Source organism: Amycolatopsis sp. NPDC102389 (genome assembly GCF_044765885.1).
In the GTDB taxonomy this organism is placed as follows: Bacteria; Actinomycetota; Actinomycetes; order Mycobacteriales; family Pseudonocardiaceae; genus Amycolatopsis.
Genome location: NZ_JBIWKX010000032.1, coordinates 1 through 20223 on the forward strand (window position 1 = coordinate 1; position 20223 = coordinate 20223).

Annotated in this window: 22 protein-coding genes; 15 read left to right on the forward strand and 7 right to left on the reverse strand. The window is 68.6% G+C overall.

Annotated elements, in window-relative coordinates; all coding sequences use genetic code 11:
• Positions 1–122: 122 nt before the first annotated feature.
• A complete protein-coding gene (hemW, locus tag ACIRGA_RS24895; protein ID WP_400944942.1) occupies positions 123–1337 on the reverse strand; it encodes a radical SAM family heme chaperone HemW in 1215 nt (404 codons plus the stop codon).
• A gap of 113 nt (positions 1338–1450) precedes the next feature.
• Complete coding sequence (locus tag ACIRGA_RS24900; RefSeq protein WP_400944944.1) at positions 1451–1864, reverse strand: VOC family protein; 414 nt, start codon at positions 1862–1864, stop codon at positions 1451–1453.
• 79 nt (positions 1865–1943) lie between these two features.
• Between ACIRGA_RS24900 and ACIRGA_RS24905 the strand changes: the two genes are divergently transcribed.
• The 10 genes from ACIRGA_RS24905 (at position 1944) to ACIRGA_RS24950 (ending at position 9937) form a co-directional block, all read left to right on the forward strand.
• Positions 1944–2516 carry a TetR/AcrR family transcriptional regulator gene (locus tag ACIRGA_RS24905; RefSeq protein WP_063272848.1) on the forward strand — a complete coding sequence of 191 codons (573 nt, stop codon included), beginning with the start codon at positions 1944–1946 and terminating at the stop codon, positions 2514–2516.
• A gap of 153 nt (positions 2517–2669) precedes the next feature.
• Positions 2670–2756, forward strand: a complete 87-nt coding sequence (locus tag ACIRGA_RS24910) for a putative leader peptide (protein ID WP_350573702.1) — start codon at positions 2670–2672, stop codon at positions 2754–2756.
• 36 nt (positions 2757–2792) lie between these two features.
• The gene (locus ACIRGA_RS24915) at positions 2793–4487 is read left to right on the forward strand and encodes a nitrite/sulfite reductase (protein ID WP_400944946.1); all 1695 of its coding nucleotides are present in this window, start codon (positions 2793–2795) and stop codon (positions 4485–4487) included.
• Positions 4484–4636, forward strand: a complete 153-nt coding sequence (locus ACIRGA_RS24920; protein ID WP_400944948.1) for an Insertion element protein — start codon at positions 4484–4486, stop codon at positions 4634–4636. Before ACIRGA_RS24915 ends, ACIRGA_RS24920 begins: the two co-directional genes overlap by 4 nt.
• Entirely contained in the window at positions 4633–5328 is a 696-nt protein-coding gene (locus ACIRGA_RS24925) for a phosphoadenylyl-sulfate reductase (protein ID WP_400944950.1), read from the forward strand. The genes ACIRGA_RS24920 and ACIRGA_RS24925 overlap by 4 nt, the downstream gene beginning before the upstream one ends.
• 11 nt (positions 5329–5339) lie before the next feature.
• Entirely contained in the window at positions 5340–6260 is a 921-nt protein-coding gene (gene cysD / locus ACIRGA_RS24930) for a sulfate adenylyltransferase subunit CysD (RefSeq protein ID WP_400944952.1), read from the forward strand.
• Positions 6260–7522: a sulfate adenylyltransferase subunit 1 gene (locus ACIRGA_RS24935; RefSeq protein ID WP_400944954.1), complete on the forward strand. Its 1263-nt coding sequence runs from the start codon at positions 6260–6262 to the stop codon at positions 7520–7522. The genes cysD and ACIRGA_RS24935 overlap by 1 nt, the downstream gene beginning before the upstream one ends.
• Positions 7519–8268, forward strand: coding sequence for a sirohydrochlorin chelatase (locus ACIRGA_RS24940; protein WP_400944956.1), 750 nt, complete (start codon positions 7519–7521; stop codon positions 8266–8268). Before ACIRGA_RS24935 ends, ACIRGA_RS24940 begins: the two co-directional genes overlap by 4 nt.
• A gap of 192 nt (positions 8269–8460) precedes the next feature.
• Positions 8461–9084: a cyclase gene (locus ACIRGA_RS24945; protein WP_400944958.1), complete on the forward strand. Its 624-nt coding sequence runs from the start codon at positions 8461–8463 to the stop codon at positions 9082–9084.
• Positions 9085–9163: 79 nt separating this feature from the next.
• Positions 9164–9937 (forward strand): enoyl-CoA hydratase family protein, encoded by a 774-nt coding sequence (locus ACIRGA_RS24950; RefSeq protein ID WP_400944960.1) that lies wholly within the window; start codon positions 9164–9166, stop codon positions 9935–9937.
• On the opposite strand, the gene ACIRGA_RS24955 is transcribed toward ACIRGA_RS24950, so the two are convergent.
• Genes ACIRGA_RS24955 through ACIRGA_RS24965 form a run of 3 tightly spaced genes read right to left on the reverse strand, consistent with a single transcriptional unit; the run spans position 9934 to position 10972 of the window.
• The gene (locus ACIRGA_RS24955) at positions 9934–10290 is read right to left on the reverse strand and encodes a barstar family protein (protein WP_400944962.1); all 357 of its coding nucleotides are present in this window, start codon (positions 10288–10290) and stop codon (positions 9934–9936) included. The genes ACIRGA_RS24950 and ACIRGA_RS24955 overlap by 4 nt on opposite strands.
• Positions 10287–10757, reverse strand: a complete 471-nt coding sequence (locus tag ACIRGA_RS24960; RefSeq protein ID WP_400944964.1) for a ribonuclease domain-containing protein — start codon at positions 10755–10757, stop codon at positions 10287–10289. Before ACIRGA_RS24960 ends, ACIRGA_RS24955 begins: the two co-directional genes overlap by 4 nt.
• Positions 10758–10768: 11 nt before the next feature.
• Positions 10769–10972, reverse strand: coding sequence for a hypothetical protein (locus ACIRGA_RS24965; protein ID WP_400944966.1), 204 nt, complete (start codon positions 10970–10972; stop codon positions 10769–10771).
• A 59-nt stretch (positions 10973–11031) separates the two neighbouring features.
• Here ACIRGA_RS24965 and ACIRGA_RS24970 point away from each other — a divergent pair, with 59 nt between their 5' ends.
• From ACIRGA_RS24970 to ACIRGA_RS24980, 3 genes are all read left to right on the forward strand, one after another.
• A complete protein-coding gene (locus ACIRGA_RS24970; RefSeq protein ID WP_400944968.1) occupies positions 11032–11997 on the forward strand; it encodes a zinc-binding dehydrogenase in 966 nt (321 codons plus the stop codon).
• Between the two features lie 183 nt (positions 11998–12180).
• Entirely contained in the window at positions 12181–13224 is a 1044-nt protein-coding gene (locus tag ACIRGA_RS24975) for an alpha/beta hydrolase (RefSeq protein ID WP_400944970.1), read from the forward strand.
• A 79-nt stretch (positions 13225–13303) separates the two neighbouring features.
• Complete coding sequence (locus ACIRGA_RS24980; protein WP_400944972.1) at positions 13304–14779, forward strand: amino acid permease; 1476 nt, start codon at positions 13304–13306, stop codon at positions 14777–14779.
• Here the strand turns inward: ACIRGA_RS24980 and ACIRGA_RS24985 are convergent.
• Positions 14754–15803, reverse strand: a complete 1050-nt coding sequence (locus ACIRGA_RS24985) for an NAD(P)H-dependent flavin oxidoreductase (protein WP_400944974.1) — start codon at positions 15801–15803, stop codon at positions 14754–14756. The genes ACIRGA_RS24980 and ACIRGA_RS24985 overlap by 26 nt on opposite strands.
• A gap of 153 nt (positions 15804–15956) precedes the next feature.
• Here ACIRGA_RS24985 and ACIRGA_RS24990 point away from each other — a divergent pair, with 153 nt between their 5' ends.
• Positions 15957–17720: a family 20 glycosylhydrolase gene (locus ACIRGA_RS24990; RefSeq protein ID WP_400944976.1), complete on the forward strand. Its 1764-nt coding sequence runs from the start codon at positions 15957–15959 to the stop codon at positions 17718–17720.
• Positions 17721–17780: 60 nt separating this feature from the next.
• Complete coding sequence (locus ACIRGA_RS24995) at positions 17781–18227, forward strand: pyridoxamine 5'-phosphate oxidase (protein ID WP_400944978.1); 447 nt, start codon at positions 17781–17783, stop codon at positions 18225–18227.
• A 49-nt stretch (positions 18228–18276) separates the two neighbouring features.
• On the opposite strand, the gene lepA is transcribed toward ACIRGA_RS24995, so the two are convergent.
• A complete protein-coding gene (lepA, locus tag ACIRGA_RS25000; protein WP_400944980.1) occupies positions 18277–20118 on the reverse strand; it encodes a translation elongation factor 4 in 1842 nt (613 codons plus the stop codon).
• Positions 20119–20223 lie beyond the last annotated feature (105 nt).

Here is a 20223-nt window from a genome sequence, read left to right on the forward strand (position 1 = left end):
CCTTTCACCGCATTAGACGCGGCGAAGGGAGCCTTCATCCCACCATCGGCCCGCCCAAGAACACGCCACGTTTGACCTTCGGCTCAAAATAGAACCCTACTTACCACCCACGGGACCCACGCTCAGGTGAGCCGTCGCACCAGACCGTCGGCCAGCAATCGCCCGCGGTCGGTCAGCACCGCGCGTCCCTGACCGTCCAAAGCGGACTGTTCGAGCAACCCTTCGGCGGCGGCGGCGCGGGCTTCGGCCCGGCCGTCGTCGTCGAGGGCGTCGAGCGGAAGTCCTTCGGACAGCCGGAGTTCCAGCATCACGCGTTCCAGATGCCGGTCATCGGCGGTCAGCAGTTCACGGCCCGCGGCAGGCGAGTCCCCGGCCGCGAGGGACGCGGCGTAGCGGGCCGGGTGCTTGACGTTCCACCAGCGGACGCCGCCGACGTGACTGTGCGCGCCCGGCCCCGCGCCCCACCAGTCGCCGCCGCGCCAGTAGCCGATGTTGTGCCGGCAGCGGGCTTCCGCCGAAGTCGCCCAGTTGGACACCTCGTACCAGCGCAACCCCGCCGAGGCGAGGACGCGGTCGATCAGCTCGTAGTCTGCGGCCAGCACGTCGTCGTCCGGCGCCGGCAGTTCGCCGCGACGGATGCGGCGGGCGAGCGCGGTGCCCTCTTCGACGATCAGCGCGTACGCCGAGACGTGGTCCACCCCGGCGGCCAGCACCGCGTCCAGCGATGCCTGGAGATCTTCGGTCCGCTCCCCCGGCGTGCCGTAGATGACGTCGAGGTTGACGTGCTCGAACCCGGCGGCGCGCGCCTCTTCGGCGGCCGCCACCGGACGGCCCGGGGTGTGCACGCGATCGAGGATCTTCAACACGTGCTGCGCAGCGGATTGCATCCCGAGCGAGATCCGGTTGTATCCGGCGTCACGGATGCCCGCGAAGAACCCGGGCGACGTGGACTCCGGATTGGACTCGGTCGTCACCTCGGCGTCCGGCGCGAGCCCGAAAGTGTCACGAACGGCGCCGAGAACGCTTCGGAGCCCGTCGGCCCCGAGAAGAGACGGGGTACCGCCGCCGACGAAGACGGTGTCGACCATGGGCGGCGCCTTCAGCACACGCGCGGCCAGGTCGAACTCGCGCTTGAGGCCTTCGAGCCACGACTGAGGCGACGAATCGCTGTCCAGCTCCCCGGCGGTGTAGGTGTTGAAGTCGCAATAGCCGCAGCGAGTCGCGCAGAACGGGACGTGCACGTAGACGCCGAACGGTCGCGTGCCGAGCCCTTCCAGCGCGCTCTCGGGGAGCGCGGAGTCGACGGGCGTGGTGGTTTCGGGCAGCAACGCAGGCACACCCCAGTGTCCCCCATGCCGTGAAGGCCTCCTTCCCCGGGGAAAGAGGCCTTCACGGAGGCGGGCTAGCGGCGACGGCGGCTCCGCGCGGCCTCACTCACCCGAAGCGGTATTTAGGCCAACCCGTTCGCGGCCAGCCATTCCGCGGACGGCGGGATGGCCTCGACGATATCGACCAGGAAGCCGTTCAAGTCCTCGATGTAGAAATGCCGCTGACCGAATTCCTCGTCCACGAGGTCCGTCACGATCTTGACCCCCTCCCCGCGCAGCCTTTCGTACTCGCCCGCGGCGTCGGCGACCATGAGCCCGACCATCGAACCGGCGGCTTCCTGCGCCCGCCAAGGCTCCGGCGTGGCCTTGTGGCCGCGCTTCACGAAGCTCATCTCATAACCCGGCACTCCGACGTTGAGGCTGGAGAACCAGTCCAGCTCGATCGTCACCTCCAGCTGCAGGTGCCGCTTCCACCAGGCGGTGGTCTCGGCGATGTCCTCGACGACCACGCAGGCGCCGAAACCGTTGAGTTGCATCCGTGTTCCTCCCAGTTGAACCACTTGATGTGTAGTACTATAAGCACAGTGGTTTGACTGAGGCAAGGAGAATGTTCCGATGCGACAGAACCCGGAGCGCCGGACCGCGCTCACCGACGCCGCCATCACAGTCCTCGCCCGCGAGGGCGCACGCGGCCTCACCTACCGCGCCGTGGACGTCGAAGCGGATGTCCCACCGGGAACGACCTCCAACTACTTCCGCAACCGTGACCAGTTGCTCGGCGAGGTCGGCGTCCGCGTGCAGGAGCGGCTGTCGGCGCCGGCCGAGGTGATGGCGAACCCGCAGGCCGAGTCGCCGTCCCACGACCGGGTCGGCGTCCTGCTCGGTGAGCTCATGGGACGGCTGACCGGCCACCGGGAGCCTTATCTCGCCTTGCTCGAACTTCGCCTCGAAGCCACCCGCCGCCCGGATCTGTCGGCCGAACTGACCAAGACCGTCCGCGAAGGCATCGACATGAGCGTCGACTGGCACGTCGCGGCGGGGATGCCGGGCGGGCGCGCCGAGGTACTGCTGATGTATCTCGCGCTGACCGGGCTCACCGTCGAACGGCTCACCCTGCCCGAGGTGCTCGCGGACGTCACCGACGAAGAGGTCATCCGGATCATCGTGGACCGCGTCTTGCCTTCTTGAACCCTGCGCGTTCTGCGTCACAATGCCGTGCCACAAGCCCGGGCTTGACCCGCCAAGCATGCCTCTGAACAGGGAAAACAATGGCGTTCGAACGCTGTTCCCAGTATTCGGACCGGCCTAGACCACATAGTGGGCGCGTGGCACGCTGAATGAATGACCCGCGCCGGAATCAGCCTCGTGGCACGCCGCCACGTGGACCTCCGTCGTGTGGCGAGCGCGCTCTGTGCGACGAACCGCTGACTCCCCGCCACCACCACGATCAGCCGGAGGATTCCCATGTCGTCGCCCACGCGCGAGACCCCTGCCCGCACCCCCCGGGTCAAACAGAAACGGGGCGAGGGACAGTGGGCATTGGGGTATCGCGAGCCGTTGAACCCCAACGAGCGGTCCAAGAAGGACGACAACCCGCTCAACGTCCGGGCGCGGATCGAGAACATCTACGCCCGCGGCGGCTTCGATTCGATCGACCCGGGTGACCTCCGCGGCCGGTTCCGCTGGTTCGGTCTCTACACCCAGCGCAAGCCGGGGATCGACGGCGGCCGCACCGCGACGCTGGAGCCCGAAGAGCTCGACGACCGCTACTTCATGCTGCGGGTGCGGCTCGACGGCGGCGCGCTGACCACCGAGCAGCTGGCCGTGCTCGCCGAGATCTCGCAGACCCACGCACGCGACACCGCCGACATCACCGACCGGCAGAACATCCAGTACCACTGGATCCAGATCGAGGACGTCCCGACGATCTGGGCGAAGCTGGAGAAGGCCGGGATGACCACGATGGAGGCGTGCGGCGACAGCCCGCGCGTCATCCTCGGCTCCCCCGTCGCGGGTATCGCCGCCGACGAGATCATCGACGGCACGCCCGCGATCGACGAGATCAAACGCCGCTTCATCGGCGACCCGCGCTATGCGAACCTGCCGCGCAAGTTCAAGACCGCGGTCTCCGGGCAGCAGGACGTCGCGCACGAGATCAACGACGTCGCCTTCGTCGGCGTGAACCACCCCGAACACGGTCCCGGCTTCGACGTCTGGGTCGGCGGCGGCCTGTCCACCAACCCGATGATCGGGCAGCGGCTGGGTGCCTGGGTCTCGCTCGACGAGGTCCCCGACGTCTGGGAAGGCGTGATCAGTGTCTTCCGCGACTACGGCTACCGGCGGCTCCGTGCCCGCGCCCGGATCAAGTTCCTGGTGAAGGACTGGGGCGTCGCGAAGTTCCGCCAGGTGCTGGAAGACGAGTACCTCAAGCGCAAGCTGACCGACGGTCCGGCGCCCGAGGTGCCCGCCACCCAGATCGACCACGTCGGCGTGCACCCGCAGATCGACGGGAAGTTCTACGTCGGCGCCGCGCCGGTCGCGGGCCGCGTCTCCGGTGCCACCCTGCTGGCGGTCGCCAAGGCCGCCGAGCGGGCCGGGTCGAACCGCGTCCGCCTGACCCCGCACCAGAAGCTCGTGGTCCTCGACGTCCCTGAGGCCGAGGTGAACGGACTGAAGACCGAACTGGCCGATCTCGGCCTGCAGACCGAGCCCTCGCCGTGGCGGCGCGGGATCATGGCGTGCACCGGTCTGGAGTTCTGCAAACTCGCGATCGTCGAGACGAAGGCCCGCGCGATCGAACTGGTCACCGACCTGGAGAAGCGCCTCGCCGACATCCAGGCCGAGATCGAGAACGCGGTGACCGTGCACCTCAACGGCTGCCCCAACTCCTGCGCTCGGGTCCAGACCGCCGACATCGGGCTCAAGGGCCAGATCGTCACCGACGAGGACGGCAAGCAGGTCGAAGGCTTCCAGGTGCACCTCGGCGGCGGGCTCGGCCTGGACGCCGGGTTCGGCCGGAAACTGCGCGGGCACAAGGTGACCGCGTCGGAGCTGACCGCGTACGTCGAGCGGGTCGTGCGGGCGTACATCGCCGGCCGCGAACCCGGCGAACGGTTCGCCCAGTGGGTTCTGCGGGCCGACGAAAGCGTCCTGCAATGACCGAACGCGCGAACCCGCACTACTGCCCTTTCTGTGGCGATGAAGACCTCCGGCCGGAGGAAGGCGGCTCGTGGCTCTGCTCGGGCTGCCGCCGGGTCTTCACCGTGAAGTTCCTCGGACTGTCCTTTCCGGAGGTGTCGCAAGGATGACCGCCACTGCCGACTACAAGACCCTCGCCGAACGAGCCTCGAAGGAGCTCGCGGAGGCGACCGCGACCGAAGCGCTGCGCTGGACCGCGGAGACCTTCGGCGACGACTTCATCGTCGCGTCGAACATGCAGGACGCCGTCCTGATCGATCTGGCCACCCAGGTCAAACCCGACATCGACGTGCTGTTCCTGCAGACCGGCTACCACTTCCCGGAGACCATCGGCACCCGTGACGCGGTGCAGGCGGTGTACCCCGGCGTGCGGATCGTCAACGCCGAAGCCGAACAGAGCGTCGCCGAACAGGACGCGGAGTACGGCCCGAAGCTGCACGAGCGCGACCCGAACCAATGCTGTCACCTGCGCAAGGTCGTGCCGCTGCGGAACACGCTCGCGAAGTATTCGGCGTGGGTGACCGGCGTCCGCCGCGTCGACGCGCCGACCCGCGCGAACACCCCGATCGTCACCTGGGACGACCGCAACGGGCTGGTGAAGATCAACCCGATCGCGCCGTGGTCCGACGACGAGTTCCGGGACTACATCGACGAACACGGGATCCTCGAGAACCCGTTGGTGTCCATCGGTTATCTGTCGATCGGCTGCGCTCCGTGCACCGCCAAGGTCGCTCCGGGCCAGGACCCGCGCAGCGGCCGGTGGGCCGGACAGGGCAAGACCGAATGCGGCCTCCACGGGTGAGAAGGGACGACATGACCACGCTCGAACCGGCCACTGACGCCGCTCAGGACAACCTGGCGGCGCTGGAATCCGAGGCCATCCACATCTTCCGCGAGGTGGCGGGTGAGTTCGACCGGCCGGTGATCCTCTTCTCCGGCGGCAAGGACTCGACGCTCCTGCTGCACCTGGCGATCAAGGCGTTCTGGCCCGCTCCGGTGCCGTTCCCGTTGCTGCATGTGGACACCGGGCACAACTTCGACGAGGTCATCGACTTCCGCGACCGCGTGGTCGAGCAGCACGGGCTCCGGCTGGTGGTGGCGAAGGTCCAGGACTGGATCGACGACGGCAGGCTCGAAGAGCGCGCCGACGGGATGCGCAACCCGCTGCAGACCACGCCGCTGCTCGACACGATCGCCGAGAACAAGTTCGACGCGGTCTTCGGCGGCGGGCGCCGCGACGAGGAGCGCGCCCGCGCCAAGGAGCGGATCTTCAGCCTGCGCAACGCTTTCGGCCAGTGGGAGCCGCGGCGGCAGCGCCCGGAACTGTGGAACCTCTACAACGGGCGGCACCGCCCCGGCGAGCAGGTCCGCGTCTTCCCGCTGTCCAACTGGACCGAGGCGGACGTCTGGAACTACATCGCGCGGGAGAAGGTCGAACTGCCGTCGATCTACTACGCGCACCGGCGCGAGGTCTACCAGCGCGACGGCATGTGGCTGGCCGAAGGCCCGTGGGGCGGGCCCCGGCCGGACGAGGTCGTCAAGGAACTGACCGTGCGCTACCGGACCGTCGGCGACGGTTCGTGCACGGGTGCCATCGAATCGACCGCCGCCACGGTGGACGAGGTCATCGCCGAGGTCTCGGCCTCCCGGCTCACCGAACGCGGCGCCACCCGCGCCGACGACCGGATGTCGGAGGCGGCGATGGAAGACCGCAAGCGGGAAGGGTACTTCTGATGTCCAGCCTCCTCAGGCTCGCGACCGCGGGCAGTGTGGACGACGGGAAGTCGACCCTGGTCGGACGGCTCCTGTACGACACCAAATCCGTCCTCGCCGACCAGCTGGACGCGGTCACCCGCGCCAGTGTCGACAAAGGACTGTCCACTCCGGACCTCTCGCTGCTCGTGGACGGCCTGCGCTCGGAACGCGAGCAGGGCATCACGATCGACGTGGCGTACCGGTACTTCGCGACACCGAAGCGCAGTTTCGTGCTCGCGGACACCCCGGGCCACGTGCAGTACACGCGGAACACGGTGACCGGGGCGTCCACCGCGCAACTGGCCGTCCTGCTGGTCGACGCGCGCAAGGGCGTCATCGAGCAGACCCGTCGCCACGCCGCGGTGCTCGCGCTGCTGGGCGTCCCGAACCTCGTGCTGGCGGTGAACAAGATCGACCTCGTTGGCTACGACGAAGCGACGTTCACCGTGATCGCCGAGGAGTTCGCCCAGCACGCCGCGTCGCTGGGCTACGAACGGGGTTCCGTGCTCGCGGTGCCGGTTTCGGCGCTGGTGGGCGACAACGTGGCGGAGAAGTCGGACAAGACCCCGTGGTACTCCGGCCCGACCCTGCTGGAGCATCTGGAAACCGTGCCGGTGGCGCCGGATCCGCACGATTCGGCGTTCCGCTTCCCGGTGCAGTACGTGATCCGGCCGCGCACGGCCGACCATCCCGACTACCGCGGGTACGCGGGACAGATCGCGGCGGGCACCGTCCGGCCGGGTGACGAGATCGTCGTGCTGCCGCAAGGAATCCGCAGCCGGGTCGAGGGCATCGACACCGCCGACGGGCCGCTCGCCGAAGCCGGCGCGGGCACCTCGGTGACCCTGTTGCTCGCCGACGACGTCGACATCTCGCGCGGTGACCTGATCGCCGCCGCCGACCGGCAGCCGACGGTGACCGACGAGATCAAAGCGACCCTGTGCTGGCTCTCGGCGAAGGCGCTGAAGCCGGGTGCGCGGGTGCTGGTGAAGCACGGGACACGGACGGTGCAGGCCCTCGTCGGCGAACTCCACGCCCGGTTCGACGAGCAGACCTTGTCCAGTGTGGACGATCCGGGAACGTTGGAACTCAACGACATCGGCCGGGTCACGCTCCGGCTGGCCGAGGAGATCGGCGTCGACGACTACGGCGTCAGCCCGCGGACGGGCGCTTTCCTGGTCATCGACCCGAAGGACGGCGATACACTGGCGGCCGGACTCGTCGGCGAAAGGTTCGCATGACCCCAAGCCCCACTCCGCCACTGGTCGCGGTCGCCCACGGCAGCCGCGATCCGCGGTCCGCCGCGACCATCCGCGCCCTGCTCGACGTCTCCCGCGGGCTGGCGCCGGAGCTCGACATCCGCGAGTCCTTTTTGGACCTCTCGGAGCCGCTGCTCATCGACGCCCTGCGCGGCCTCTACGCCGAGGGGCACCGCGAGGTCGTCGTGGTGCCCCTGCTGCTCGGCGTCGCGTACCACGCCCGGGTCGACCTTCCCGCGCTCGTCGCCGAGGTGACCGCGGACTGCCCCGGCCTCGACGTGCGGGTTTCCGGGGTGCTGGGCATCGACCCGCTCATCGAGACGGTCGCGCTGGACCGGCTCGCCGAGGCGGGCGCCGAGCTGGACGATCCCGGGCTGGGTGTCCTGCTGGCGGGTGTCGGCTCGTCGAACGTCGCGGCGAACGACGCGGTCGCCGGGATCACCACTCGCTGGCACCTGCGTCGCGGGTTGCTCGCGACGCCCGCCTTCGCCAGCGCCGCTCAGCCGGACGTACCCGCCGCGATCGCGCGGTTGCGGCTCAACGGCGCGCGGCGGCTCGCGGTCGCGGGCTGGTTCCTCGCGCCGGGGCTCCTGCCGGACCGGATCGCCCGCCTGGCCCGCGAAGCCGACCCGTCGGTGATCGTCGCCGGGCCACTGGGGCCGGATCCGCGGATCGCCGGGCTCGTCCTGGACCGCTACGACGTCGCCGCCGCCCGGCTCGCCGCCTGATTCATCGGCACAGTAGAGCGCCGTGTCCCGTTCGGGCGCTTGATGCCGATTTTCGGGGAGTTCCGTTCCCAGTTCCGTGACACCCCGGCGTATGGGAACGGAGATTTCTTGACGAGTTACTTAACTTGCCGGTAACTATCTAAACGCTGCGCAGCTCCCTCTCTCCCCATCGAACCCCCAGGTAGGTGGAACATGAAGGCTGCCATCCGTGCCCTCTTCTGCGCGTCGGCCGTGCTCGTCCCGTTCGCCGGTCTAGCCGCGCCGGCTTCGGCGGCGACCACGGTCGTCTTCGACTGCGAAGCGAAGCCGCCGCTCGTCGGCAACAAGTACCTCAAGCTCAACCAGGACGCGGACGTCACCGCTCCGGCGACGGTCGCCCCCGGTGCCGCGCTCGACATCGTCATCGACCCGGCGCCGAACACCGTCCCGGCCGAGGTCAGCGGCTATCAGGTCAAGAACATCAAGGACTTCTCCCTGAAGATCCCGATCCCGGCGAATTCGACCTGGGTGAGCGCCGACCTCGCCGGCGGCTCCGGTATCGGCTCGACCCCGCCGCAGATCACCGTGTCCGGCAGCGTCGCGACGCTGAGCTTCCCCGGCCCGATCTCGGGCGGCTCGACGTTCGAACTGCCGACCGTGACCGCGCACCTCACGGCGGGCTCGTCCGGCACCATCGAGACGAAACTGGGCGGTTCCAGCTACAGCGACCCGGGCCTGACGTTCACCGCCGTGGTCAGCGCCGGTTTCGACGTCTCCGCGCCGACCGCGTGTTTCCCCAACCCGAGCCCGACGTTCACCACGACGACGATCGGCTGACCCGTGCCTGCGCCACCGTCGGAGGTGACGGTGGCGCAGGCCACTGCCCGGCCCGACTTCGCCCATGCGAAGGTGGGGCATGGCTGACGAACTGGTGCACTACGACGTGGTGGGCGGCACCGCCACGATCACCTTGGACTCCCCGCACAACCGCAACGCGCTCTCCGCCCAGCTGCGGCGTGAACTGAGCGAGTCGCTGGACAAGGCACAGGCGGACGACGCGGTGCGGGTCATCGTGCTCACCCACACCGGTCCGGTGTTCTGCGCGGGCATGGATCTCAAGGAGGCGCGCGGCGCCGGTGCGGGCGCCCAGGGCGTGAACGAGTTCCCGAAGATCCTCGAGCAGCTGTGGACCAGCCCCAAACCCGTCGTGGCGAAGCTGGCGGGCCCCGCGCGAGCGGGCGGTATCGGCATGGTGGCCGCGACCGACATCGCCGTCGCCGTGCCCGAAGCGACGTTCGCCTTCTCCGAAGTGCGCATCGGCGTCGTACCCGCCGTCATCTCGCTCACCGTGCTGCCCCGGCTCAACGCCCGCGCCGCGCACGAACTCTTCCTGACCGGCGACACCTTCGACGCGAAGCGCGCCGTCGAGATCGGCCTGCTGAACTCGGCCGTCCCCGCCGACGAACTCGACGACGAGGTCGCCCGCTACGTCAAGGCGCTCGCGCTCGGCGGACCGAAGGCGCTCGCGGCGACGAAGGAACTGCTCAGCAAGCCGCGTCCGGCGACCCCGGGCGAAGGCTTCGAGGCCATGAACAAGCTGTCCGCCGGGTTCTTCGCGAGCGAAGAAGGCCAGGAGGGCATCACTGCCTTCGCGCAGAAGCGCAAGCCGAATTGGGTCCCGGCGGATTAGTCCGGCAGGACGACGGTGAGGCGCCGGGAGTCCGTCCGCTCGCCGGACGGCCCCAGCGCCCGCTGCGCGTCGGAAAGCACGCTGCGGACGGCCAGGTAAGCCTTGGGATCACGCTCCCGGAGGCCCGAGGAACCGGCCCAGATCAGCACGTGCTCGCCGGCCGGGAGCCAGGACAGGTCGGTGAGGCAGTCGTAGAGCGCGTCGAGGTTCTTCCCGAAGTAGTCGGGGAACGACAGCGCCTCGGCGATCGCGTCGAGCGTCGAGTCCTTGTCGACCGTCCGCGCGCCGTCGATCAGGTGCGGGTACGCGCCGCGGGCGAACGCCTTGTCCGCCGCTTCCTTGCCCGCGCTCATCGGCTGGGGTCCACGACGACGAAGGACTTGTAGTGGTCCTCGGTGTAGTACAGCTCCTTGCCGGAACCGGTCACCAGCCGCCTCGCCCCGCGATCCGGGCTGCCCGGCGTCTTGACCGTGTACTCCCGGTAGTAGCCGGACCCCTTGGCGGGCAGGACCTTCTCCCGGTTCTGGAAGCTGACGTCGTCGTTGCGCGGATACGGGTACGGCCCGCCCGCCTGGATGAGCTTCCAGGTGTCGGACGCCTGCGGAGGAAGCTTCGTCAGCGGTTTGACCGGGAGACCGGAGTCCTCGCCCGCGACCTTGCCCTTCGCCCCGCTCGCCTTGGCGTCGCCGGACGGCGCCGCCGAACTCGCCGGAGCGCTCTTAGTGTCGTCACCGCTGATGCCGTCCTTGACGAACCAGCCTGCGAGCACGAGCACGATCAGGCCGATCAGGGCGGCGGTGATCCGCCTACGGTTGAACATGGTGTGCCAGCTTAGGAGGGCCGGTCGGGGTCGTTCGCATCGCGGGCCGTGCCGAAGCGCCGGGCGACCTTGCCGAAGACCGCGTCGAGTACCCAGGCCGCGACCAGGCACAGCGGCACCACGACCACCATGACCAGCACGAACTGCACGGGAAACGGGGCCTGCGCGAGCCACAGCTCGACGCCGTCCCACCAGTCCGCAAGCCCGTTGAACACATTGTGAGCCTACGCTCGCGGGCACTGCCACCGCCGCTCAGGCCGGGTAAGTTGCTGGCATGTTCGCCGTTTACGCTTCCGAACCCAACGCCGAAAAGCCGCTGGACTCGCTCGTGATCGGCGAGCGACCCGAGCCCGACGTGCCCGAAGGCTGGGTGAGGGTCCACGTCAAGGCTGCCAGCCTCAACATGCACGACCTGTGGACCTTGCGCGGTGTCGGCATCAAACCCGAGCAGTTCCCGATGATCCTGGGCTGCGACGGCGCGGGCACCCTCGACGACGGCACGGAGGTCGTGGTCCATTCGGTGATCAACGCCCCGGGCTGGCAGGGCGACGACACGCTCGACCCGAAGCGCACCCTGCTCACCGAGAAGCACCAGGGCACCTTCGCCGAGCAGGTGGTGGTTCCGGCGCGCAATGTCGTGCCGAAGCCGGCGGGCCTGAGCTTCGGGGAAGCCGCGACCATGGGTACGGCGTGGCTGACCGCGTACCGGATGCTGTTCGTGAAGTCCGGGCTGCGGCCGGGACAGACGATGCTCGTCCAGGGTGCCTCCGGCGGCGTCTCGACCGCGCTCGTCCAGCTCGGGCGTGCGGCCGGATTCCGGGTCTGGGTGACCGGGCGTAGCGAAGAGAAGCGTGCGCTGGCCGAGAATCTGGGCGCACATCAGACCTTTGAGTCCGGCGCGCGGCTGCCGGAGCGGGTCGACGCGGTCTTCGAAACCGTCGGCAAGGCGACCTGGTCCCACTCGGTGAAGTCGCTGAAACCGGGCGGGATCATCGTCGTCTCGGGTTCGACCAGCGGCCCGGACGCTCACGCGGAGTTGCAGCGTGTGTTCTTTCTGCAACTGCGTATCGCCGGTTCGACCATGGGTACCAGGGACGAACTGAACGATCTCCTCGCCTACCTGGAGCTCACGGGGGTTCGTCCGCAGATCGGCGCCGAGCTGCCGTTCACGGAAGCCGAAACCGGGTTTAAGAACATGCTCGACGGGGAAACTTCCGGCAAGGTCGTCTTCACGCATTGATCGGAGGGGTGAGTTCACCCCCTCGCCGCGATCAAGCGCGCACACAGGCGCACGTCCGCGCGTTCCACGCAGGTCAAACAGCCATTTCGCGATCTTGTCAAGTGTCAAGAACGTTATGACTTGGCGAGCTTCTTACGACCAAAGTTCGACCAAAATCCGACCTCTCGCGGTTAGCCTGGAACCATGACCGCATCGCAGCGGCCCGAACCGGCGGACCCCGGGGGCCGGACCACCAGCGACACCGACCCGATCCGCGTCTCGTTCCGGCGCTACGCCGGTGTCCGCACCAGAGTGCTCGAAGTCGGGCCGCAGCCGGTGGAATCCGCCGATCGCGCCCCACGGCGGATGCTCGGCAAACGGGCCACGGCGCGCGGACAGGTCAAGCCGACCGCGCCGAGGCTGGTGTTGCTGCACGGCTACTGCGACAGCGCCGACACCTGGCGCCCGGTTCTGGAGCTGCTCGCGGCCGCCGGTGTTCCGGCGGTCGCGGTCGATCTGCCCGGATTCGGTGACGCTCAGCCACTGCGGCCGGGCCCGATGCTGCCGCAGCTGGACGCGTTCACCGCGGCCGTGGTCAAGGAACAGGCCGTACTCGGCACGGTGGTCCTCGCCGGCAACTCGCTCGGCGGGACGATGAGCCTGCGTGCCGCCGAGAACCACCGGCTGCCGGTCGCGGGCGTGGTGTCGATCGCCGCGCCCGGTTTCGTGGACAGCTGGCTCATCCGCACCGTGGCCCGGTACCCCCTGCCACTGCGGATGTACTCGGCCCTGCCGCTGCCGATCCCCGGCTTCCTCGTGCGCGCCGTCGCCGAGCAGGTCGTCCCCCGGCTCCTGTACGCCGACTCCGCCGCCGCCGACGCCGAACAGGTGCGCCGGTTCACCTCGCTGTTCCCGGACTACCGCTCGACCACCACCAGGCTCGAACAGGCGAGGCAGCTCGTCGAAGAGCTGGCGAACGCGTACCGGCTCGAAGAGATCCGCGTCCCGCTCCTGGTGGTCGTCTGCGGCAAGGACAAGCTGGTCAGCGCCGCCTCCGGGCGACAGCTGCACGCGCTGGTCCCGCACAGCAGGCTGATGGTGCGCGAGGACTGGGGCCACTGCCCTCAGCTGGACGACCCCGTCGAGATCTCGGAGCTGCTGACCTACTTCTCCGCCGGCGCGTCCAGGCCGTCGAAGATCGCCTCCCGCGTGGCCGCCGAAGTGAGCGAGGACACCGTCGCCGGATAGGTGCGAGCTCCCGTCTGCCAGTACCGTGCCCTTCGAACTGTGACCCGGTTCGAAAGTCACAACCTGTTGGGAGACGACGATGTCCGCACCGCGCAGCCTGGGCTCGGGATCCGGGATATTCCGCCGCAAACCGATCGAGCAGATCCAAGAACTCAGCGGAGGCGGAGGGCTTCAACGCACGCTGGGCCTGCGGCAGCTGACCGCGATCGGCGTCGGCGGCATCATCGGCGCGGGGATCTTCTCCCTGGCCGGCGCGGTCGCGAACAAGACGGCGGGCCCCGCCGTCTTGATCTCGTTCCTCATCGCGGGTATCGCCAGCGCCGCCGCCGCGTTCTCCTACGCCGAGTTCGCCGGGCTGATCCCCCGCGCCGGGTCGGCCTACACCTACGGCTACACCGTGCTGGGCGAGATCGTCGGCTGGTTCATCGGCTGGGACCTGCTGCTGGAGTACACCGCGATCGTGGCGGTGGTCGCGATCGGCATCTCCGGCTACTTCAACGAGCTGCTGGGCTATCTCAACATCGATCTCCCGACGTGGATGCTGGGCGCTCCGGGCACCGAAAAAGCCGGTGTCGAACCTGGGTCCTACAAGATCAACCTGTTCGCCGTGCTGCTGTGCCTGCTGATCGCCTTCATCCTCAACCAGGGCATGAAGAACGCGGCCCGGTTCGAAACACTGCTGGTCTACCTGAAGGTCGGCCTGGTCCTGCTGGTGATCGTCGTCGGTGTCTTCCACATCAACACCGACAACTACTCGAACTTCTTCCCGTTCGGCCTCAGCGGCGCGTTCACCGGAGCGGCGACGGTGTTCTTCGCGGTCTTCGGGTACGACGCCATGTCCACCGCGGCCGAGGAATCGACCGACTCCCAGAAGCACATGCCGAAGGCGATCATCTACTCGCTCGCGATCTCGATGGTGCTCTACGTGCTGGCCTGCCTGGTCCTGACCGGGATGGTCAACTACAAGGACATCGACAGCGAAGCCGCCTTCTCCAGCGCCTTCGCGGGCCTCGGGATGAAGTGGCTCGGCCTGATCATCGCCGTCGGCGCGATCATCGGTATCACCACGGTGCTGTTCACCTTCCTCATGGGCGCGAGCCGCGTCGGCTACTCGATGAGCCGCGACGGCCTGCTGCCCAAGTGGTTCGGCAAGACCCATCCGGTGCGCAAGGTGCCGAGCCGGATGACCTGGGTCCTCGGTATCGCGTCGGCGGTCATCGCCGGGCTGCTGCCCATCGGTGAGGCCGCGGAACTGACGAACATCGGCATCCTGCTCGCGTTCGTCGTCGTCTGCGTCGCGGTGATCGTGCTGCGCTACAAGCAGCCGGACCTGCCTCGCACGTTCAAGACGCCGGGTATGCCCATCGTGCCGATCATCGGTGTCGTCTTCTCGATCTGGCTGATCACGTTCCTGAACCCGGAGACCTGGCTGCGGTTCGCGGTCTGGTTCGGGATCGGCCTGATCATCTACTTCGCCTACAGCCGCCGTCACTCGTTGATGAACACGAACAACGGCGACGCGAAGCAGGTCAGCGGAGACGACTCAAACGCGTAGCGGCTTCGCGGGCTTCGGTCCGGAGGCGTTCGACGATCGACGCCGCCGGGCCGGAGCCCGCGAGTTCGTAGGTCTGCCCCGCGTAGAGGGACATGATCTCGGGGTCGCCCGCCTTCCCCGCCGCCGCGCGGATCGGCTTGGTCAGGTTGTTGATCTCCGGATACGCCGACGGCGCGGTGGCCGAGAAGTCCGCGACCGCGCGGTTGACCAGCGACCGGGCGGGACGTCCGCTGAACGCCCGGGTGAACGCCGTCGGCCTTCCCCCGTCCGCCAGCGCCTGCCGGTGCGCGGGCTGCGTCCCGGCCTCGTCCGCCCGCAGGAACGCGGTGCCCAGCTGCGCCGCGACGGCCCCCGCCGCCAGCACCGCCGCGATGTCGGCACCGTGCACGAGCCCACCGGTCGCGACGAGCGGCAAGTCCGTCCGCGCCGAGACCAGCCGGAGCAGACTCAGAGCGCCATACTGCGCACCGCCACCTTCGACTCCGGGCTCGTCGGCGAAAAGCCCTCGATGCGCTCCGGCCTCGAATCCCTGGACCACGAGCGCGTCCGCGCCGATGGCCACGGCTTGATCGGCTTCCTCCGGGCCGGTGACGGTGACGGCCACCTTGCTCCCGTTGGCGTGCAAGCGTTCGACGTCCTCGGCCGAAGGCGTGCCGAAGGTGAAGGAAACGACCGGAACCTTCCGTTCCAAGGCGACCTCGAGCTTCGCGGCATAGGCGTCGTCATCCCAGCGCGGCTCGCCGGGCTCGACGCCGAGGCGCCCGGCCTCCGCCCGCCAGCGCTCGAGGTGCACACCGAGATCCGCATCGGCGGAACCGCCCGGTACGAAGAGGTTCACGCCGAACGGCTCACCGGTCAGCTCGGCTGTCTTGGCGATCCGGTCCGAGAGGGCGTCGGCGCTCAGATAGCCCCCGGCCAGGAAGCCGAATCCACCCGCCGCGGTCACCGCGGCCACGAGCTCGGGAGTGGTCGGCCCGCCCGCCATCGGGGCCGCGATCACGGGGAAACGCAAGTCTTCGAACACGTTTCCGACGATAGTCCCCTCGCGGCGACACGCATTGTGACCTTCGAGTCACTCCAACGTTCCCTCGTGGTGGTCTAGACCTTTAACGGCGAAAATGCGACGATCGGACGGTCGTGACGCGCGTCACGCTCCCCGTCCCCCTTGGAGGTCCCGGTGAAGACCTTGAGAGCGCGACTGGGCCGCGCCTTCGTCGGGGTGGCGCTGCTCGCCGGCGCCACCACCGCAGCCGCCCCCGTCGCCGACGCGGCCACACCGCCGCTGCAGGCGATCGTCCCGGTCCCGGTCTCGGCCCAAGCGGTCACCGGCGCCGACCACACCCTGACCGCGAACACCAAGATCTACACCCAGGCCGGGTCGGCTCAGGCCAAGGCCGTCGGCGAGTACCTCGCCGGGATCTTCCGCCCGTCCACCGGCTTCCCCCTGCCCGTCACCGACGCGCCATCGGGTACACCGGCCGACGGTATCTCGCTCCTCCTGTCCGGCGCCGACTCCCGCGTCGGCGACCAGGGCTACCAGCTGAACTCGACGTCCGCTTCGGTCGTCGTGCGCGCGACGACGGCTCAAGGTCTCTTCGGCGGCGTACAGACACTGCGCCAGCTGCTGCCGGGCAAGATCGAAAGCCCCACGGCGCAGCAAGGTCCCTGGACGATCCCGGGCGCCGACATCCTGGACTACCCGAGATTCGGCTACCGGGGCGCGATGCTCGACGTCGCCCGGCACTTCCACCCGGTCGCCACGGTCAAGCGGTACATCGACCAGCTGGCCCAATACAAGATCAACAACCTGCACCTGCACCTCGCCGACGACCAGGGCTGGCGCATCCAGATCGACAGCTGGCCGCGGTTGACCACCTACGGCGGCAGCACCCAGGTCGGTGGCGGCGCCGGCGGTTACTACACCAAGGCGCAGTACACGGAGATCGTGAACTACGCGGCCTCGCGGTTCATCACGGTCATCCCGGAGATCGACATGCCCGGGCACACCAACGCCGCCTTGGCGTCGTACGCCGAGCTGAACTGCAACAACACCGCTCCCCCGCTGCGTACCGACACCGCCGTCGGCTACAGCTCGCTCTGCATCTCGAAGGACATCACGTACACCTTCGTCAACGACGTCATCCGCGAGGTCGCCGCGCTGACCCCCGGGTCGTACTTCCACCTCGGCGGCGACGAGGCCCAGGCCACCAGCGACACGGACTACCGCACGTTCATGAACCGGGTGCTGCCGATGGTGGCCGCCGCGGGCAAACAGGTCGTCGGCTGGCACGAGATCGGCAAGGCCACCCTGCCCGCCACGGCGACCCCGCAGTTCTGGGGCACGACGACGTCCAGCACGGAGGTCTCGAACGCCGTCGCCCGCGGCAGCAAGGTGATCCTGTCGCCGGCGAACAAGGCGTACCTGGACATGAAGTACAACTCCAGCACGCCGATCGGGCTCTCGTGGGCGGGCTACATCGAGGTCCAGGACGCCTACAACTGGAACCCGGGCGCCTACCTCTCCGGCGTACCCGAATCCGCCGTCCGCGGCGTCGAATCCCCGCTGTGGACCGAAACGGTGGTGACTCCGGCGAACATCGACTTCCTCGCCTTCCCGCGGCTCCCGGCGCACGCCGAACTCGGCTGGTCACCGTGGTCGACACACGACTGGAACACCTTCCGGGTGCGCCTCGGCGCGCAGGCGCCGCGCTGGCAGGCGCAGGGCATCGACTACTACAAGTCGAGCCAGGTGCCCTGGGAAACCGGATCCGGCAACCCGGGCGCCTGCGCGCTCCCCGCGTGGGACCGTGCTTCGGTCTACACCGGCGGCGCGACCGTCTCCCACAACGGCCACAAGTGGACGGCACAGTGGTGGACGCAGGGCGAAGAGCCCGGCGCGGGCGGTCAATGGGGTGTCTGGCGAGACAACGGCACCTGCTGATCCCTCTCCGTCCGCCCCGCTCGGCCCCTCCACCCGGCCGAGCGGGGCTACGGTGGTTCCATGGCCGCAGACCTCGAACCAGTCCGCACACTTTCCTTGCGCGAAAACGGACTCGCGACCGTCTCGACGGTCCGCGCGGACGGCACCGTGCACTCGTCGGTGGTGAACGCCGGGGTGATCGAAGACCCGGTCACGAAAGCCCCGGGGGTCGGTTTCGTCGCCGTGGGCGGAGCGAAGAAACTCGATCTCTTCCGTCAGGCGGGCCACGCCACGATCACCTTCCGCCGCGGCTGGGAATGGGCGGCGGTCCAGGGCACCGTCCACCTCATCGGCCCCGACGACCCGGACCCCGACTTCGACCCGAGCGGACTCCCCGGGCTCCTGCGCGAGGTGTTCATCGCGGCGACCGGAACCCACGACGACTGGGACGAGTACGACCGCGTGATGGCCGCCGAACGCCGCGTCGCCGTCTTCGTCACGGCGAACCGCATCAGCGGGAACAGCTGACACGAAAAAGGCCGCCCGGATCGCGACCCGGGCGGCCTTTCGTATGCCGTTACTGCTTTTTCTTGCCGGAGTCCTCTGTGGACAGCGCGGCGACGAAGGCCTCCTGCGGGACCTCGACCCGGCCGACGGTCTTCATCCGCTTCTTGCCTTCCTTCTGCTTTTCCAGCAGCTTGCGCTTACGCGAGATGTCACCGCCGTAGCACTTCGCGAGCACGTCCTTGCGGATCGCGCGAATGGTCTCGCGGGCGATGATGCGGGCGCCGATGGCGGCCTGGATCGGCACCTCGAAGTTCTGCCGCGGGATCAGCTCGCGAAGCCGGTTCACCATGCGGTTGCCGTAGTTGTAGGCATCGTCCTTGTGCACGATCGCGGAGAACGCGTCGACGCCCTCGCCTTGGAGCAGGATGTCGACCTTGACCAGGTCCGCCGCCTGCGCGCCGGCCTCTTCGTAGTCCAGCGACGCGTAACCGCGCGTCCGCGACTTCAGCGTGTCGAAGAAGTCGAAGATGATCTCGCCCAGCGGCAGGTTGTACCGCAGTTCGACCCGGTCCTCGGACAGATAGTCCATGCCGAGCAGCGTGCCGCGCTTGTTCTGGCACAGCTCCATGATCGTGCCGATGAACTCCGACGGCGCCAGGATGCTCACCTTGCTGACCGGTTCGAGCACCTTGTCGATCTTGTTCCCGGTCGGCCAGTCCGACGGGTTGGTGACGTGGATCTCCTTGCCGTCGTCCAGCACCACGTCGTAGACCACGTTCGGCGCGGTGGAGATCAGGTCGAGGCCGAACTCGCGCTCCAGCCGGTCACGGGTGATCTCCAGGTGCAGCAGACCGAGGAAGCCGCAGCGGAAACCGAAGCCGAGCGCCACCGAAGTCTCGGGCTCGTAGTCGAGCGCGGCGTCGTTGAGCTGGAGCTTGTCGAGAGCCTCGCGCAGGTCCGGGTAGTCCGAACCGTCCACCGGGTACAGGCCCGAGTAGACCATCGGCTTCGGCTCTCGGTAACCGGCGAGCGGCTCCTGCGCGCCCTGGCGCTCGGAGGTGACGGTGTCGCCGACCTTCGACTGCCGGACGTCCTTCACCCCGGTGATGAGGTAGCCCACCTCACCCACGCCCAGCCCCTTGCTGGCCTTCGGCTCCGGCGAGATGATCCCGACCTCGAGCAGTTCGTGGGTGGCGCCGGTGGACATCATCTTGATCCGCTCGCGCGGCGTGATCTTGCCGTCGACGACCCTGATGTAGGTCACGACGCCCCGGTAGGTGTCGTACACCGAGTCGAAGATCATCGCCCGTGCCGGGGCGTCGGCGTCACCCTGCGGCGCGGGGACCTGCTTCACGACCGCGTCGAGCAGGTCACCGACACCGACGCCGGTCTTCGCGGACACGCGCAGCACGTCCGAGGGCTCGCAGCCGATGATGTGCGCGATCTCGCCGGCGTACTTGTCCGGATCCGCCGACGGCAGGTCGATCTTGTTGAGCACCGGGATGATCTGGAGGTTGTTCTCCAGCGCGAGGTACAGGTTGGCGAGCGTCTGCGCCTCGATCCCCTGCGCGGCGTCGACCAGCAGGACGGCACCTTCGCACGCCTCGAGCGCACGGGAGACCTCGTAGGTGAAGTCGACGTGGCCGGGGGTGTCGATCATGTGCAGGACGTGGTCCTGCCCGTCGACCTTCCAGGGCAGGCGCACGTTCTGCGCCTTGATGGTGATCCCGCGTTCCCGCTCGATGTCCATCCGGTCGAGGTACTGAGCCCGCATGGCCCGTTCCTCGACCACGCCGGTGAGCTGCAGCATCCGGTCGGCCAGGGTCGACTTGCCGTGGTCGATGTGCGCGATGATGCAGAAGTTCCGGATGAGCTCCGGGGGCGTGAAGGTCGTGTCGGCGAACGTCGTCAACGGGTTTCCTCGCGAAGGTCGGGGTGTGCCAGCTCTATGGTCCCATGCCGCTCCGGGTGCGAGTGGGGGTCATCCCCGATGCGGCCCGTGATGAGCTGTGGTGCC

Coding starts and splice junctions, on each gene's coding strand:
- ACIRGA_RS24970 (WP_400944968.1), top strand. CDS start 11,032: ATGTTCGCCGTTTACGCTTCCGAACCCAACGCCGAAAAGCCGCTGGAC.
- ACIRGA_RS24915 (WP_400944946.1), top strand. CDS start 2,793: ATGTCGTCGCCCACGCGCGAGACCCCTGCCCGCACCCCCCGGGTCAAA.
- ACIRGA_RS24980 (WP_400944972.1), top strand. CDS start 13,304: ATGTCCGCACCGCGCAGCCTGGGCTCGGGATCCGGGATATTCCGCCGC.
- ACIRGA_RS24945 (WP_400944958.1), top strand. CDS start 8,461: ATGAAGGCTGCCATCCGTGCCCTCTTCTGCGCGTCGGCCGTGCTCGTC.
- ACIRGA_RS24905 (WP_063272848.1), top strand. CDS start 1,944: ATGCGACAGAACCCGGAGCGCCGGACCGCGCTCACCGACGCCGCCATC.
- ACIRGA_RS24940 (WP_400944956.1), top strand. CDS start 7,519: ATGACCCCAAGCCCCACTCCGCCACTGGTCGCGGTCGCCCACGGCAGC.
- ACIRGA_RS24935 (WP_400944954.1), top strand. CDS start 6,260: ATGTCCAGCCTCCTCAGGCTCGCGACCGCGGGCAGTGTGGACGACGGG.
- ACIRGA_RS24955 (WP_400944962.1), bottom strand. CDS start 10,290: ATGAGCGCGGGCAAGGAAGCGGCGGACAAGGCGTTCGCCCGCGGCGCG.
- ACIRGA_RS24910 (WP_350573702.1), top strand. CDS start 2,670: ATGACCCGCGCCGGAATCAGCCTCGTGGCACGCCGCCACGTGGACCTC.
- ACIRGA_RS24995 (WP_400944978.1), top strand. CDS start 17,781: ATGGCCGCAGACCTCGAACCAGTCCGCACACTTTCCTTGCGCGAAAAC.
- ACIRGA_RS24960 (WP_400944964.1), bottom strand. CDS start 10,757: ATGTTCAACCGTAGGCGGATCACCGCCGCCCTGATCGGCCTGATCGTG.
- ACIRGA_RS24950 (WP_400944960.1), top strand. CDS start 9,164: ATGGCTGACGAACTGGTGCACTACGACGTGGTGGGCGGCACCGCCACG.
- ACIRGA_RS24925 (WP_400944950.1), top strand. CDS start 4,633: ATGACCGCCACTGCCGACTACAAGACCCTCGCCGAACGAGCCTCGAAG.
- ACIRGA_RS24900 (WP_400944944.1), bottom strand. CDS start 1,864: ATGCAACTCAACGGTTTCGGCGCCTGCGTGGTCGTCGAGGACATCGCC.
- cysD (WP_400944952.1), top strand. CDS start 5,340: ATGACCACGCTCGAACCGGCCACTGACGCCGCTCAGGACAACCTGGCG.
- ACIRGA_RS24920 (WP_400944948.1), top strand. CDS start 4,484: ATGACCGAACGCGCGAACCCGCACTACTGCCCTTTCTGTGGCGATGAA.
- ACIRGA_RS24975 (WP_400944970.1), top strand. CDS start 12,181: ATGACCGCATCGCAGCGGCCCGAACCGGCGGACCCCGGGGGCCGGACC.